Below are 14,735 nucleotides of genomic sequence, written 5' to 3'. Positions count from 1 at the left end.
GACAAGCGCCGGCGCCGGCACGGAAGATCCGTGCCGGCGCCGGTCGTCATTATCAGGAGCCCGTATCAGTCCTCGCCGAATGGCTCGAAGCCGTGGTCGTGGTGGAAGCCCCAGAACCGCTTGCACACCTCGACGTCACGCGTGCCGAGCGCGACGTCGTCGCCGTGCGTCTTGATCCAGGCGCCGTCGTACTCCGCGTCGAACGTGCACGGCGGGTACGAGACGGTGGCAGCGGCCGGAACGGCCATGGCGGTAGCGAAGGCGGCCGAAGCGAACAGCAGGCCACCCGCGGCGATGAGCGAAGTTTTCATGATCTCCCCTTGATCACGAAGTGGTATCGATCCGTCACTATACGTAGCCAAGTTGGCTTCGGAGGAAACGCCACGCCAGACATGAGAACTCATTACAGGCCGGGCAGATCCCCGCTCGGCGGCCTGAAGCACGCCACGCCGCCGATTCACGGCGAGTGACGGCACCGGACCCCAGGACGTCGTCTTCGGGATCCGTTCAGGTCGCCGGAGTCAGGTGGCCGGCGACCAGCGTGACGAAGTCGTCGGGGGTGATGACGGTGATGCCGAGGGACTCCGCCTTGGCCCGCTTGGAGCCCGCCTTCTCGCCCGCCACCAGCAGGCTGGTCCTGGCCGAGACGCTCGACGACGACTTGCCGCCCGCCCGTTCGATCAGCTCGTTCATCTGGTTGCGCGTCAGGGCTGCCAGCTCGCCCGTCATGGCGCCCGTGACCACCACGGTCTTGCCCGTGAGGGGAAGCTCGGCAGTCTCGCCGGCCGGGGCCGGCCCGGCGGGGTCCGGAGCCTGGCCCGGCTCGGTCATGTTGACCCCCGCGGCGGCCAGCTTGGCGATCAGCGGGCGCAGCTCGGCCAGCTCGGCGACCAGGAGCGTGGCCTTCTCCGGCCCCATGCCCTCCACCTGCTGCACGGCCTCGGCGTCGGCGGCCAGGATCGCGTCCATCGTGCGGAAGTGGCGGGCGATGCGGCGTGACATCGACCGGCCCGTGCCGCGCACGCCCAGCGCGCAGAACACCCTGCTCAGCGGCCTGGCACGGGCCTGGTCGAGGGCGGCCAGCAGCTTGTCGGCGCTGGTCTCGCCCATCCGGTCGAGCCCGAGTATCTGGTCGCGGGTCAGCGTGAACAGGTCGGCGAAGTCGATGATCAAACCCGCGTCGAGCAGCTGGACGATGCGGTTCTCCGCGAGCGTCTCGATGTCGAGCTGGTCGCGCCCCGCCGCGTAGAGGATGGACGCCAGTGCGCGGCAGGCGCGGCCCCGCACGCAGCGCCAGCGCTCCTGCGACCGGTCGATCTCGCCCGCGCAGTTGGGGCACGACTCGGGGAAGACGATCTCCGTCTCCTCTCCCGTGCGCAGGTGGACCACCGGCGCCTCGATCCGGGGGATGACGTCGCCCGCCTTGTGGACCATGACGTGGTCGCCCAGCCTGAGGCCGCGGCGGGCGATGTCGGCGGGGTTGTGGAGGGTGGCGTAGGTGACGGTGCTGCCGTCGAGCTCGACCGGCTCCAGCACGCCCCGGGGCGCGATGACGCCGGTGCGGCCGACGCCCCACTCGACCCCGACCAGCTTGGTGATCTTCTCGGTGGCGGGCAGCTTGTAGGCGGTCGCCCAGCGCGGCGCACGCGTACCGAAACCCGCCGCCGCCTGGTCGGCGGCGCTGTCGGCCTTGATCACGATGCCGTCGATGCCGAACGGCAGCGTCGCCCGCGCCGCCGCCACCTCGCCGATGCGCTCCTGGATGCGCTCCACCGTCGTCGCCACGATGCCTGCCACCGGGGTCGCCGCCGTCGTGGCCACGCCCAGCTCGGCCACCAGCTCCATGATCTCGCTGTGCGGCAGCTCGCGCAGGCTCGCCGCCAGCTCGGAGTCGTCATCGGGCGGCAGCGGCAGCGCGCTGTAGCCGAAGAACGTCAGCTCGCACACATAGGGCCGGTCCTTGGCGCGCAGCGTGCCGGCGGCGGCGCTGCGCGGGTTGGCGAAGGTCGTGCCGTCGTGCGCCTGCCGCTTGGCGCACGCGGCATCGAACTGCTCGGCCGTCATCAGCACCTCGCCGCGGATCTCCACGGTGACCGGCCTCGACAGCCGCCGCGGCAGCCCGGTGACGGCGCCGATGTTGTGGGAGACGTCCTCACCGGCCGCGCCGTCGCCGCGGGTGACGAGCTGCACGAGCCCGCCCCGGTGGTAGCGCGCCGACACGGCCAGGCCGTCGAGCTTGGGCTCCACGCTGAAGGCCGCCACCGGGCGGCCCAGCCGCCGCTCCAGCCCGGCCACCCACTTGGCGAGCTGCTCGGCGGAGAACACGTTGTCGAGGCTGAGCATCGGCACCGTGTGGGGCACGTCGCCGGTCACCGCGCCGCCGGCCACCTTGCCGGTGGGGGAGTGGGGGAGCACCTCGCCGGGGTGGGCGGCCTCGTAGGCCTGGATGCCGCGGAACAACCGGTCGTAGTCGTCGTCGTCGAGCTCCGACTCGCCGGTGCCGTAATAGGCGGCGTTGGCGTCGAGGGCCCGCCGCACGGCCTCGGCGTAGGCGGCCCGGTCGGCCAGGACGGTGTGGGGCGCGGTGTCGGTCATGAGCTTCATCCTCTCAACCGGCACTGACATTTTCGTGTCTCCGACCAGCGGCTCAGCGGACGCGGCGGCCCCTCCCGCCGGAGCCGGCGAGAGGGGCCGCGTCGCCGCCGCTCGCGCGGCGATCTCATCATGCAGGATGAAACGGCCGGAGTTCCGACCCGAAGGGGGCCGCATGGCGGGTGTCAAGGACGTCGGGGATCTCATGCACCGGACCTTCTTCCGGACGCTGTCCCTGCTGGGCTCCCGCGGTCAGGGAGCCCTCCTGCGCCGCTACTTCGACTGGTGGCACCGCAACCCCGACCCCTGGCACATGGGCACGGACGCGTACGAGCAGGCCAAGTACGCGGCCACCCTCGCGCAGATCCCCGACCGCCCCTACGGGCGGATCCTGGAGGTCGGGTGCAGCGAGGGCGTCTTCACGAAACTGCTGACCGAGGCCTACCCCGACGCCGACATCACCGGGCTCGACATCTCGGAGCGGGCGCTGTCCAGGGCGGCCGAGCGGGTGGAGAAGGCGTCCGGCCGCACCAGGCTGCTGGCCGCCGACATCCTCACCTTCACCTCTGAACACCGCTACGACCTGGTGTTCTGCGCGGAGACGCTCTACTACCTGGGCCGCCGCGACCGGCTGAGGCGGGCCAGCGAGCAGCTGGCCGGGCTGCTCGGTCCCGGCGGCGTGCTGGTGCTGGTGCATCCGTGGCCGGAGGCGAGGCGGCTGCACCGGTTCGTGCACGCGAGCCCGCTGTCCCAGGTGAGCGAGCGGGTGGAGACCACGGCGCGCCGGCCGTTCTCGGTGTGCGTCTATCAGGCGCGGCCGACCGGCTCGACCGGCGCCGCCTGAACCTCCGGCGCCCGCGTCACCCGCGCCAGCGCCACCGTGCCCAGGGCAGCGAGGCCGAGGGCCGCGCCGATCCAGCCGATCGACCCGTACCCGAACCCCGCCTCCAGCGCCAGCCCGCCCAGCCAGGGGCCCACGGTGATGCCGGTGTTGAAGGCCGCCACGTTCACCGCCGCCGCCAGCGCCGGCGCGCCCGCGGCCAGCGCGAACACGCGGGTGTTGAGCGCAGGGTTGACGGCGAAACCGAACCCGCCCAGCAGGAACGCCATCGGCACCACCGCCCACGCCGCCTCCGCGCCCAGCGCGATCCCGGCCGACACCAGCGTCACTCCGGAAAGTCCGGTGAACAGCAGGGCGAACGGCCGGGAGTCGGCCACCCGGCCGCCGAGCGTGATCCCGATCAGCGAGCCCAGCCCGTACAGGGCGAGGACGCCCGCGACCCAGGCCGGCGCCAGGCCCGTGGTGTCGACGAGCAGCGCGGCGAGGTAGGCGAAGACGACCAGCAGGGCGGCGGTGGAGACGGCGGTGGTGGCGCAGGCGAGCCACACCTGCGGCCGGGCGAGCGCGCGCACCTGGGCGCGCAGCGGCAGTTCCCCGCCCGCCGGCGGCTCCGGGCGGGCGGCCGGGACGGTGGCGAGCACGCCGGCCGCGGCGAGCGCCGACAGCGCGGCCACGGCCCAGAAGACGGCACGCCAGCCCAGGCTCTGCCCCACGAGGGTGCCCGCCGGCAGGCCGACCAGGGTCGCCACGGTGAGCCCGCCCGCCACCACGCTCATCGCCCGCCCCCGGGCGCTGACCGGCACCAGGCCGATCGCCGTCACGGCCGCCACCGCCCAGAATCCGGCGTACACGAAGGCCCCCGCCACGCGGGTCGCGAGCAGCACCCCATAGGAGGAGGTCAGCGCCCCCACCACGTGGGTGACGGCGAACACCGCCATGAACGCCAGCAGCGCGTCGCGGCGCGGCCAGCGCAGGGTCAGCACGGCCAGCACCGGGGCGCCCACCAGCATCCCCAGCGCGAACCCGGAGATCAGCAGGCCCGCCTCCGGCACGGAGACGCCCAGGTCGGCGGCCATCTCCGGCAGCAGCCCTGCGAGCATCAGCTCCGACGTCCCCTGGGCGAAGATGGCCACGCCCAGGACGTAGACGGCCAGCGGCACAATGATCACTCCAATTTTAGATAGATCAGTACAAAACAAGGGCGGGAAAAGCTCAAAAGGCCCGCAGCGCGGTCGTGGCGATCGCCTCCAGCGCCGCCCGGTCGCCGCCGCCGCGAGCGGCCACCCGCATGCCGCCGACCGTGGCCATGAGGAAGTGCGCGAGCGCGCAGGGATCCCGGTCGGGGCCCAGCTCGCCCTCGGCGCGCGCCGCCGCGAACGCGTCACGCAGCCTGGCCACCCGCTCCTCCTGGTGGCGCCTGGCCGGCTCGGCCAGCTCGGGGTCGCGCGGCCCCAGCTCCACCAGGGTGTTGACCACCATGCAGCCCGGCGGCTCGCCCTCGGGGCTGTCGACCGCGTACCACAGCAGGGTGCGCACCTTCTCCCTGATCGGCAGCTCGCTGTCCAGCAGCTCCGCCAGCTCGGCGTCCTTGCGCTCCATGTAGCGCCGCAGCGCCTTCAGGAAAAGCTCGCGCTTGCTCTCGAACGCGTTGTAGACGCTGCTGCGGCCCAGCCCGGTGGCCGCGCACAGGTCCTGTGTCGAGGTCGCCTCGTAGCCGGACTCCCAGAACGCCCGCATGGCCGCCTCGACGGCCTGCTCCTCCTCGAACGTCCTCGGTCGTGCCATGTTCCGTACGGTAGCGTTTTGGACTGATCTGTGCAATACGGGAATCCGCCATACGAGTCGGCGGGCGGCCCCATGGTCGCGGCACCCGCGCCCGCCTAGCGTGAGAACACATGATCACCCTTGACCGGCTCACCAAGCGGTACGGCGAGCGCACCGCCGTCGACGGCCTCACCCTCCAGGTGAAGCCCGGCGCCGTCACCGGCTTCCTCGGCCCGAACGGCGCGGGCAAGTCCACCACGATGCGCATGATCCTCGGCCTCGACCGGCCCTCCTCCGGCGCCGCGCTCGTCGGCGGCACCCCGTACCACCGGCTGGACAGGCCGCTGCGCACGGTCGGCGCGCTGCTCGACGCCCGCGCCGCGCACCCCGGGCGCAGCGGCAGGGCCCACCTGCTGGCCCTGGCCCGGGCCAACGGCATCCCCGCCGCGCGCGTCACGCGGGTGCTCGAACGGGTCGGGCTGGCCACGGTGGCCGGCAAGCGGGCCGGCACGTACTCGCTGGGCATGAGCCAGCGTCTGGGGATCGCGGCGGCGCTGCTCGGCGACCCCGAGGTGCTGATGTTCGACGAGCCCGTCAACGGGCTGGACCCGGACGGCGTGCGCTGGGTACGCGAGCTGATGCGGTCGCTCGCCGCCGAGGGCCGCACCGTGTTCGTCTCCAGCCACCTGATGAGCGAGATGCAGCTCACCGCCGACCACCTCGTGGTGATCGGCAAAGGGCGGCTGCTCGCGGACGCGCCGCTGTCGCGGCTCCTGGCGGCCACCGAGGTGGTGGTCCGCAGCCCGCACGCGGGCGACCTGGCGGACCGCCTGGCCGCCGCCGGCCTGACGGCCGTCCGGCGCGGCGAGAACGAGCTGGTCGTGACCGGCGCGACCGTGGAACGGGTCGGCGACCTCGCCCACGAGGCGGGCGTGCGGCTGCACGGGCTGAGCCCTCGCGAACCCTCGCTGGAACAGGCCTTCCAGGAGCTCACGGCCGGCAGCGTTGAGTACGGGGTGACCCGATGAGAGACGCGATGGCGGCCGAATGGGTCAAACTCCGGTCGATCCGCTCCACCTGGCTCTGCCTGGCCGCGGGCGTCGTGGTCAGCGTGCTCGGCGCGGTCACGCTGGGCGGCGCGGCGGCGATGGAGAGCGAGCACGTCCAGGCGACCGAGCCCGTCGTGTCGGTGATCCTGTTCTCCCAGTACGCGGCCATCGCGCTGGCCGTGCTGGCCGTCACCACCGAGTACGCCTCCGGCACCATCAGGCCCACCCTGCAGGCCGTGCCGGTGCGCGGGCGGATGCTCGCGGCCAAGGCGCTCGTGGTGGCGCCCGTGCTGTTCGCCGCCGGAGTGCTGACCGGGGCGGCCGCCGCGCTGGCCACCTACCTGGTGCTGCTCGCGCCGGTGTTCCGCTCGGCGCCCGCGCTCGCGCCCGCCGAGACCGCGGCCGACCTGCTGCGGCTCGGCGTCTTCCACGCGCTGGTCGGGGTGCTGGCGGTGGGGGTGAGCGCGGCGCTGCGCGGCTCGGCGGGGTCGCTGGCGGCGCTGTTCATGGCGACGCTCGGGCTGCCGCTGCTGCTGGTGATGACGGGCGTCCCCGCCGCGGTGGAGGTGTCGCTGCGGCTGCCGACGTTCGCCGGGATGGCGTTCCTGGGAAGCACCGACAACCTCACCGGCGGGCCGCTCCCTTACCCGCCGGGCGAGGGCCTGGCCTGGCTCGCCGCCTGGACGGCGCTGGCCGTGGCCGCGGGCTACGCGGTGCTGCGCCGGCGCGACGCCTAGACTGCGCAGCCGTGGACGTCATGCTGCGCAGGCTCGCCGGGGTGCTGGCCGGGGCGGTCACCGGGGGAGCCGAGCTGCTGCTCCTCGCGCTGGCCTGGCCCTCCCGCGCCCGCTGGGCGCCGCGGCTGGTGGCGCTGGAACGCGCCCGGCTGCGGGCCCTGCTCGGGTACGACGCCGAGGCCGGCGCGGCGGGCACCGGCTACCTCGCGGCCCGCGCGGTCACCGGCCTGGCCGGCGGCTACCTGACACTGGCGCTCGGCTTCGTCGGCGCGCTGTTCCTGGCCGGCGCCGGATGGGCCGTGGTGACCGGGTCGGCCACCCCGGTGGTGCTGCGCTTCCCCGGCATCAACCTCACCACCGACAGCCTGATCATCGGCCTGGACTGCGCCGCCGTCCTGCTGGCCCTGGCCGCGCTCTGCTGCTGGGCGACGGTGGCCGCCGAGCGCCGCCTGGCCGCCCGCTTCCTCGGCCCCGGGGTCCAGGAACAGATGAGGCGGCGCATCGCCGAGCTGACCACGACCCGGTCCGGCATCGTCCGCGCCGTCGACGACGAGCGGCGCCGCATCGAGCGCGACCTGCACGACGGCGTGCAGCAACGCGGCGTCGCCCTGGCCATGCTGCTCGGCCGCGCCCGTCACAGCCCCGCCGACGCTCCCGCCCTGGTCGACCAGGCCTACGCCGAGTCCCGTCGATTGCTCGACGAGCTGCGCAGCGTCGCCTGGCGCGTCTACCCGACCGCGCTCGACGAGCTGGGGCTGCGCGCCGCGCTGGCCGGCGTGGCCGAGCGCTCGCCCGTACCCGTGACCGTGCACTACGGGCTCGGCGACCGGCCGGCGCCGCAGGTGGAGACCGCGCTCTACTTCGTCGCCCGGGAGGCGATCACCAACGCGGTCAAGCACGCCCGCGCCCGTGACATCCTGGTCGTGCTCGGCGAGGACGGGAAGGCGGTGCGCGTGGACATCTCCGACGACGGCCAGGGCGGGGCCGACCCCTCCGGCGGCGGTCTGTCCGGGCTGGCCCGCCGGGTGCTCGCCCTCGACGGCGCGTTCGAGGTGGCGAGCCCCGCGGGCGGCGGCACCCGGGTGACCGCGGTTCTGCCCAAGGAGGGGGCGTGCGGCTGATCCTGGCTGACGACGCCGTGCTGCTGCGCGAAGGGCTGGCCCGCCTGCTCCAGGACGCCGGCCACGAGGTCGTGGCCGCGGTCGGCGACGCGCCCGCCCTGGTCGACGCCGTCGCCGCCGACCGGCCCGACGTGGCCGTGGTCGACGTGCGCATGCCGCCGACCCACACCGACGACGGCCTGCGCGCCGCGCTGCGCATCCGCGAGAGCTGGCCCGAGGTGGGCGTGCTGGTGCTGTCGCAGTACGTCGACAAGACCTACGCCGCCCAGCTGCTCGCCGGGTCCGGCGACCGGCTGGGCTACCTGCTCAAGGACCGGGTGTCGGAGGTGGCCGAGTTCCTCGGCTCGCTGGAACGGGTGCACGCCGGCGGCACCGTCATCGACCCCGAGGTGGTCCGCCAGCTCCTGGCCCGCACCAGCCGCGCCGACCCGCTGCGCCGGCTCACCGGCCGCGAGCGCGAGGTCCTGCACCGCCTGGCGCAGGGTTACGCCAACGGGGCGATCGCCGAAGGCCTGCACGTATCATTGAGCACGGTCGAGAAACACATCCAAGCCATCTTCGACAAGCTGGAGCTGCCGGCCACCCCCGCCTACAGCCGGAGGGTGCTGGCCATCCTGCGCTATCTGGACGACTGACCCGGGGGCGACGACGCGCGTGCACGATCTGAAAGCCGACTGCGCGAGCTGCTCCGGGCTGTGCTGCGTGGCGCTGCCCTTCTCCCGCTCCGCCGACTTCGCCGTCGACAAGGCGGCCGGCGAGCCGTGCCGCAACCTCCGCGACGACTTCCGCTGCGGCATCCACCGCGACCTGCGCCGCGAAGGCTTCCCCGGCTGCGTGGCCTACGACTGCTTCGGCGCCGGCCAGAAGGTCACCCAGGTCGTGTACGCGGGTCGCGACTGGCGGCGGCGGCCCGAGTCCGCCCGCGAGATGTTCGCCGTCTTCCCCGTGGTGCGCCAGCTCCACGAGCTGCTGTGGTACCTCACCGAGGCGCTCGCGCTCCCCGCCGCCCGCCCCCTGCACGCCGACCTGCGCGCGCTCCTGGACGAGACCGGGCGGCTCACCCGCGCCACCCCGGAGGAGATCCTCGCCGCCGACGTGGCCGCCTGCCGCGAGCGGGTCAACCCGCTGCTGCTGCGCGCCAGCGAGCTGGCCCGGGCCGGGCTGCGCGGCAAGAAGCGCAGGGGCGCCGACCTCATGGGCGCCAACCTCAAGGGCGCCGACCTGCGTGGCGCCGACCTGCGCGGCGCCTACCTCATCGGCGCCCAGCTCAAGGGCGCCGACCTGCGGCAGGCCGACCTGATCGGGGCCGACCTGCGCGCCGCCGACCTCAGCGGCGCCGACCTCACCGGCAGCCTCTTCCTCACCCGGTCCCAGATCGGCTCCGCCCAGGGCGACACCGCCACCAGGCTGCCGCCCGCCCTCGACCGTCCCGCCCACTGGAGCGGCCGATAACCGGTTGACCCACCGGGTTCCGGCACCCTGTTCGCCCGGGCGCGGGCGGACGAGGTGGAGGCCGAGTTCCTGGCGCGACGGTCAGGCGTCCAGCCGGTAGAAGCGGAAGAAGTCGTGCTCCACCGGCAGCACGGTGCAGCGGCCGAAGCCGGCGGCGGCCGCGTGCTCCCGCACCGCGCCCGCGCGGATCACCGTGCCGGTCGCGGCCGTCGGCCGGTCCACGAGCTGGGTGGGCAGGCAGTGCGTGACGCTCCACCCGTACATCAGGCGCTCCACCTGGTCGCCCGGCGCGGTGAACGTGTCCGCCACCCGCTCGTCGCCGACCAGGACCGCGCCGCCGCCGGCTAGCGCGTCGCGCATCGCGCGCAGCGCCTCCACCGGCTGCGCCATGTCGTGCAGCGCCTCCAGGATGACGACCAGGTCGTACGGACCGGTCTCGGGCAGCCGTGCCACGTCGGCATGCAGCACTCTGATCCGGCCGTCGAGCCCGGCCTCCGCGGCGTTGGCCCGCGCGTCGGCGACGGAGGCGTCGTCCAGGTCCACGCCGTCCACCCGGGCGTTCGGGAACGCGCGGGCCAGCGCGAGCGTGGACCAGCCCTGGCCGCAGCCGACGTCGGCGATGCGCGGGCGGGGCGCCGCGTGCAGCCGCTCGACCACGTCGGGCATGGCCTGAAGCCACTCGCCGGTCAGGTCGTGGGTGAACGCGGGCCGGTTGATGTGGCCCTGCCCGTGCCGGAACGCGCGCCCGTACGAGGAGTAGGGGACGCCCGTGCCGGTGCGGTACGCGTGCGCGACCAGGTCCAGCACGCCGCCGATGCCGGCCAGCAGATGCCCGAACGGGGCCACGTACGCCGGGTCCTCGGCGTGCACCAGCACGCGGGCGTGCTCGGGCGGCAGGGCGAAACGGCGCTCGCCGCCGGGCGGCTCCTCCACGTCGAGCAGCCCGGCCACGGCCTGCTGCTCCAGCCACTCGCGGGCGTACCTGGGCGTGATGCCGGCGCCGTGGGCGAGCTCGACCGGCGTGAGCGGGCCCTGCTCGTGCAGCACCCGGTACAGGCCCAGTTCGGTGCCCAGATAGACCGAGTAGAGCTCCAGGGCGCCGACGGTGCCCTCGAACAACCGGTCCACCAGCCGGTCGGTGCGGTCGGTGTCCAGGCTCAGGTCGGTGGTCATCGCAGGTCTCGCTTTCTCCAGTGAACGATCGCGAGATCAGGATCGGTTCCTCTGATCTGGGAAAACAGGGAAAAGTACGTGTATCAGGCGAGTTCCTTCCCTGACGGCTCCCGCGTTCTCCAGGTAGGACGAGTGCGTTCAGGACTTGCTCGGGGGCGGGCGCCTGCGTCACCGGCCGCATGGAGCTGTTCATGTCTACGTCGTAGGCGGTCGCTCGCTGGAAGCTATGGGATTTGCCGGAAAGACGGCTGATGCTCCAGGATGCTCCGCTTTTGCGGGAGCGTCTCCCGTTATGCTCCCGGCATGGATGTGCTGTCGGACGCGGTCACGGCCGCGCGGGTGGGCCGCCCGCACTCCAGCCGCCTCGTTGGGAAGGTGCCCTTCGCCGAGGACTTCCCGGCAGGGGAGGGCTGCGCCGGGTTCCACGTCGTGCTGCAGGGCTCGTGCCTGCTGCTGCCCCGCGAAGCGGAGCCGGTGCCGCTCGGGGTGGGCGACGTGGTGTTCCTGCCCACGGCCGCCGCGCACGGGCTGGCCTCGGCTCCCGCCGCGCCGCCCGGCGGGACCGTCGTCCTGCTGTGCGGCGGCTACCCGATGGACCAGGACCGGGCGCACCCGCTGCTCACCGAACTGCCCGAGATCGTCCGCCTGCCCGCGAAGGTGGGCCGCGATCCGTCGCTGCAAGCGGTCGTCGAACTGCTCGGCCAGGAACTCGACCGGGCGCCGACTACCGAGGGCGACGCCCTGCCTCTGCTGTCCGGCCAGGCGCGGGGCGTCGACGGTGACGGCCTGCCGGTGCTGTCCGGCCAGGAGGATGGCCGGGTGCCTGCCCTCGGGGGTGGCGCGCCCGGTGGTGATGCCGCTCTGCCTGCGCTGCTCGACCTGTTGCTGCTCTACATCCTGCGGGCCTGGCTGGCCGAGCAGTCCGGCGGGTGGGCGGCGGCCCTGCGTGATCCCGCCGTGGACGCGGCCCTGCGCGCCGTCCACGCCGAACCGGCCAGGCCGTGGACCGTCGAGGCGCTGGGCAGGCAGGGCGGGCTCTCCAGGGCGGCGTTCGCCAGGAGGTTCGCCGCGCTGGTGGGGCGGCCGCCGCTGGCCTATCTCACCTGGTGGCGCCTCACCAGCGCGGCCCGCCTGCTCCGCGACACCGAAGAGCCGCTCACGGCCATCGCCGCCCAGGTCGGCTACGGCTCCGAGCACGCCCTCGCGCACGCGTTCAAGCGCGAGTACGGCCTCGCCCCCGGCGTCTACCGCCGCACGACCGGGCGGACTCCCCTCCCATCAGATCCTCCCGAGGGGTCCGGCGCCTTGAGGCGGCGGGGGAATCGGGAGCGGGAGGGCCGCCAGGGCCCAAACGTGCCCTGACCTGCCAGGTCCGCGCATCACGGATGTCCTTCCAAGTTTTGTCGGCGTCAGCCGATATCGTGGTGTTGTCGTTACCGAACGTGACAGGGGGTGGGGTGTGCGCAGGTCGTTGAAGTTCCTGCTGCGCCCCACCCGCCACCAGGAGATCGCTCTCACCGCGTGTCTGGAGGATCACCGGCAGCTCTACAACGCCGCCCTGGAGCACCGCCGCACCGCCTACGCCAAAGCGGGCGTGAGCGTCCGCTACGGCGACCAGTCCGCCGAGCTGAAACACATCCGCGCCGACGACACCGGCGGGCAGGGCCGCTGGTCCTTCTCCTCCCAGCAGGCCACCCTGCGACGCCTCGACAAGGCGTTCGCCGCGTTCTTCCGCCGGGTCAAGGCCGGACGAACCCCGGGCTTCCCGCGTTTCAAAGGACGCGGCCGGTTCGACACCGTGGAATGGCCGAAGGACGGCGACGGCTGCCGGTGGGACTCCCAGCCCGGACACCCCTCGGCCACCTATGTCCGGCTTCAGGGCGTCGGGCACGTCCGCGTCCACCGGCACCGGCCCGTGAAAGGCCGGGTCAAGACCATCAGCGTCAAGCGCGAGGGCTCCCGCTGGTATCTGGTCCTGTCGTGCGACAACGTGCCCGCCGAACCTCTGCCCGCCACGGGCGCGATGGCTGGGATCGACCTGGGTGTGGCCTCGCTCGTCACCACCTCCGACGGCGTGCGGGTGGCGAACCCGCGTCACCTCGCCGCCGGTGCCGGCCGTCTCGCGGACGCGCAGCGTGACCTGGCCCGCAAGCGGCGGGGCTCCCGGCGGCGGCGCAAGGCGGTGGCCCGCGTCGCCGCCCTGCACGGCAAGGTCCGCCGTCAGCGGCTGGACTACGCGCACAAGGCCGCGCTCGTCCTGGTCCGTGCCTACGACGTGATCGTGCACGAAGACCTGCGGATCGCGAACATGACCCGCAGCGCGTCCGGCACGGTCGAGGCTCCCGGCCGGAACGTCGCGCAGAAGTCGGGCCTGAACCGGAGCATCCTGGATGCGGGTTGGGGGGTGTTCCTGACGACCCTGTCGCACAAGGCTGAAAGCGCCGGTCGAGAGCTGATCGCGGTGAACCCCGCCGGCACCTCCCGCACATGCTCACGTTGCGGGCACTGCGCGAAGGCGAACCGCGTCACCCAGGCCGAGTTCCGGTGCGTGTCGTGCGGGCATGCCGCGCACGCCGACGTGAACGCGGCGGTCAACATCGTGAGGGCAGGGCTTGCCCTTCGCCAGGCTGCGGAAGCGGCTTAGCGAGAAGCCGCTCCCTTCAGGGAGCGGAGGAGTCACAACCTTCCAGGACGGAACGGCCGGTCAGAGCTTGCGGCGGGGCGTGGTGGGTGTCCGGGGTGGAGCCTGGGGCCGGCGCGGGTGATTGTTCGGGCGGGACTGGCCGGTCACTCATCCGCCGGTGGGAGAAGTGCTGTCAGGGGAAGGCGTTCACGCCGGTGAGTTCCGCTGAGAGGCGCCACAGGCGGGCGGCCTCGTCGGGGTCCGTCGCGTGGGGGCGGACGCCCGGGCCCGGGGCGGTCCCGTCCGCCTGGGGGGCGACGTCGCAGTCCTCCAGGTAGAGGCCGCCCAGGCCGTCGAGCCGAGGCGAGGTGGCCGCCCACACCTGGGTGGACGCCCCCTGCTCCGGCGTCTTGAAGCTGTCGGCGACCTGGTTGCCGTCCTCGTCGATCCAGCCCGCTGCCACCATCTCCGCCTTGGGCAGGTGCCGCTGGAGCGGGGTGAGGATGCCGCCCGGGTGCAGGGCGAAGGCGCGCACCCCGTACGGAGCCGCGAGCCTGTCCAGGTGGACGGCGAACAGCACGTTGGCGGTCTTGGCCTGCCCGTACGCCAGCCACTTCTCATAACCGGTGGTGAGATGCACGTCGTCCCAGCGGATGCCGGTCATGCGGTGGGCGTTCGACGACACGGACACCACCCGTCCGCCGCCGCGCCGGATCGCCGGCCAGAGCCGGTTGACCAGCGCGTAGTGGCCCAGGTGGTTGGTGGCGAACTGCAGCTCCCAGCCGGGCCCGACCCGCGTCTCGGGGGCGGCCATCACCGCCGCGCTGTTGATCATGATGTGCACGTCCCGGCCGGAGGCGAGGAAGCGCTCGGCGAAATCGCGTACGCTGCCGAGGTCGGCCAGGTCGAGCGCGTCCACCTCGACCCCGGCGACCCCGGCGACCCCGGCGACCGCCTCCGCGGCGTGCTCGGGCCGCCTGGCGGGCACCACGACCCGGGCGCCCGCCTCCGCGAGCGCCCGCGTGGTCTCCAGGCCGAGCCCCGAGTAGCCGCCCGTGACGATCGCCAGCTTCCCGGTGAGGTCGATGCCGCGCAGCACCTCGCGCGCGGTGCTGCGGGCGCCGAAGCCGGATCCGATGCTCTGTTGCGCTGTGGTCATGTCCGTGACGCTACGGAGTGGAGCGCACTCCAGGTCAAGCCGGGGGCTCGTACGGCCGAGCCGTCCGAAGCCGCGCGCTGGGGGAGGGAAGTGGGTGTACGGGAGGTGCTGGGAAGCGACGAGCCCGCACGACCTGCGGCGGGTGCACCGCGGCGGCGTCACCGATGCCGCCTACGTGGCGGGGGAGGCGCGCACATCACTGGTTCGCGAGCGCAACCGGCCGC

At 73.5% G+C, this 14,735-nt stretch carries 14 protein-coding genes; 8 read left to right on the top strand and 6 right to left on the bottom strand.

Annotated features, from left to right (window positions below):
- Positions 1-65 precede the first annotated feature (65 nt).
- Both FR742_RS17340 and ligA read right to left on the bottom strand, forming a co-directional pair.
- A complete protein-coding gene (locus tag FR742_RS17340; RefSeq protein ID WP_148031904.1) occupies positions 66-311 on the bottom strand; it encodes a hypothetical protein in 246 nt (81 codons plus the stop codon).
- Between the two features lie 196 nt (positions 312-507).
- The gene (ligA, locus tag FR742_RS17335; protein WP_148031903.1) at positions 508-2,595 is read right to left on the bottom strand and encodes an NAD-dependent DNA ligase LigA; all 2,088 of its coding nucleotides are present in this window, start codon (positions 2,593-2,595) and stop codon (positions 508-510) included.
- A 172-nt stretch (positions 2,596-2,767) separates the two neighbouring features.
- Between ligA and FR742_RS17330 the strand changes: the two genes are divergently transcribed.
- The gene (locus FR742_RS17330) at positions 2,768-3,436 is read left to right on the top strand and encodes a trans-aconitate 2-methyltransferase (protein WP_187281185.1); all 669 of its coding nucleotides are present in this window, start codon (positions 2,768-2,770) and stop codon (positions 3,434-3,436) included.
- Here the strand turns inward: FR742_RS17330 and FR742_RS17325 are convergent.
- Positions 3,400-4,602, bottom strand: coding sequence for a Cmx/CmrA family chloramphenicol efflux MFS transporter (locus FR742_RS17325; RefSeq protein WP_261808581.1), 1,203 nt, complete (start codon positions 4,600-4,602; stop codon positions 3,400-3,402). The genes FR742_RS17330 and FR742_RS17325 overlap by 37 nt on opposite strands.
- A gap of 43 nt (positions 4,603-4,645) precedes the next feature.
- Complete coding sequence (locus FR742_RS17320; RefSeq protein ID WP_148031901.1) at positions 4,646-5,218, bottom strand: TetR/AcrR family transcriptional regulator; 573 nt, start codon at positions 5,216-5,218, stop codon at positions 4,646-4,648.
- 110 nt (positions 5,219-5,328) lie between these two features.
- On the opposite strand from FR742_RS17320, the gene FR742_RS17315 reads away from it, so the two are divergent.
- Genes FR742_RS17315 through FR742_RS17295 form a run of 5 tightly spaced genes read left to right on the top strand, consistent with a single transcriptional unit; the run spans position 5,329 to position 9,556 of the window.
- The gene (locus FR742_RS17315) at positions 5,329-6,225 is read left to right on the top strand and encodes an ABC transporter ATP-binding protein (RefSeq protein WP_148031900.1); all 897 of its coding nucleotides are present in this window, start codon (positions 5,329-5,331) and stop codon (positions 6,223-6,225) included.
- Positions 6,222-6,983, top strand: a complete 762-nt coding sequence (locus FR742_RS17310) for an ABC transporter permease (RefSeq protein ID WP_148031899.1) — start codon at positions 6,222-6,224, stop codon at positions 6,981-6,983. The genes FR742_RS17315 and FR742_RS17310 overlap by 4 nt, the downstream gene beginning before the upstream one ends.
- Before the next feature lie 20 nt (positions 6,984-7,003).
- On the top strand, positions 7,004-8,104 hold the full coding sequence (locus FR742_RS17305) for a sensor histidine kinase (RefSeq protein ID WP_148034622.1): 1,101 nt from the start codon (positions 7,004-7,006) through the stop codon (positions 8,102-8,104).
- Entirely contained in the window at positions 8,095-8,739 is a 645-nt protein-coding gene (locus FR742_RS17300) for a response regulator transcription factor (protein ID WP_148031898.1), read from the top strand. The genes FR742_RS17305 and FR742_RS17300 overlap by 10 nt, the downstream gene beginning before the upstream one ends.
- A gap of 19 nt (positions 8,740-8,758) precedes the next feature.
- On the top strand, positions 8,759-9,556 hold the full coding sequence (locus FR742_RS17295) for a pentapeptide repeat-containing protein (protein ID WP_148031897.1): 798 nt from the start codon (positions 8,759-8,761) through the stop codon (positions 9,554-9,556).
- A gap of 81 nt (positions 9,557-9,637) precedes the next feature.
- On the opposite strand, the gene FR742_RS17290 is transcribed toward FR742_RS17295, so the two are convergent.
- Positions 9,638-10,729, bottom strand: coding sequence for a trans-aconitate 2-methyltransferase (locus FR742_RS17290; protein ID WP_148031896.1), 1,092 nt, complete (start codon positions 10,727-10,729; stop codon positions 9,638-9,640).
- A gap of 303 nt (positions 10,730-11,032) precedes the next feature.
- Here FR742_RS17290 and FR742_RS17285 point away from each other — a divergent pair, with 303 nt between their 5' ends.
- Together FR742_RS17285 and FR742_RS17280 are read left to right on the top strand one after the other, a co-directional pair.
- The gene (locus FR742_RS17285) at positions 11,033-12,091 is read left to right on the top strand and encodes an AraC family transcriptional regulator (protein WP_148031895.1); all 1,059 of its coding nucleotides are present in this window, start codon (positions 11,033-11,035) and stop codon (positions 12,089-12,091) included.
- Between the two features lie 97 nt (positions 12,092-12,188).
- Complete coding sequence (locus tag FR742_RS17280; RefSeq protein ID WP_148031894.1) at positions 12,189-13,373, top strand: RNA-guided endonuclease TnpB family protein; 1,185 nt, start codon at positions 12,189-12,191, stop codon at positions 13,371-13,373.
- A gap of 172 nt (positions 13,374-13,545) precedes the next feature.
- On the opposite strand, the gene FR742_RS17275 is transcribed toward FR742_RS17280, so the two are convergent.
- Complete coding sequence (locus FR742_RS17275) at positions 13,546-14,511, bottom strand: SDR family NAD(P)-dependent oxidoreductase (protein ID WP_148031893.1); 966 nt, start codon at positions 14,509-14,511, stop codon at positions 13,546-13,548.
- Positions 14,512-14,735 lie beyond the last annotated feature (224 nt).

This window comes from Nonomuraea sp. C10 (assembly GCF_008017515.1).
Taxonomy (GTDB): Bacteria; Actinomycetota; Actinomycetes; order Streptosporangiales; family Streptosporangiaceae; genus Nonomuraea; species Nonomuraea ferruginea.
This window is presented reverse-complemented; position numbering and strand designations above follow the sequence as displayed.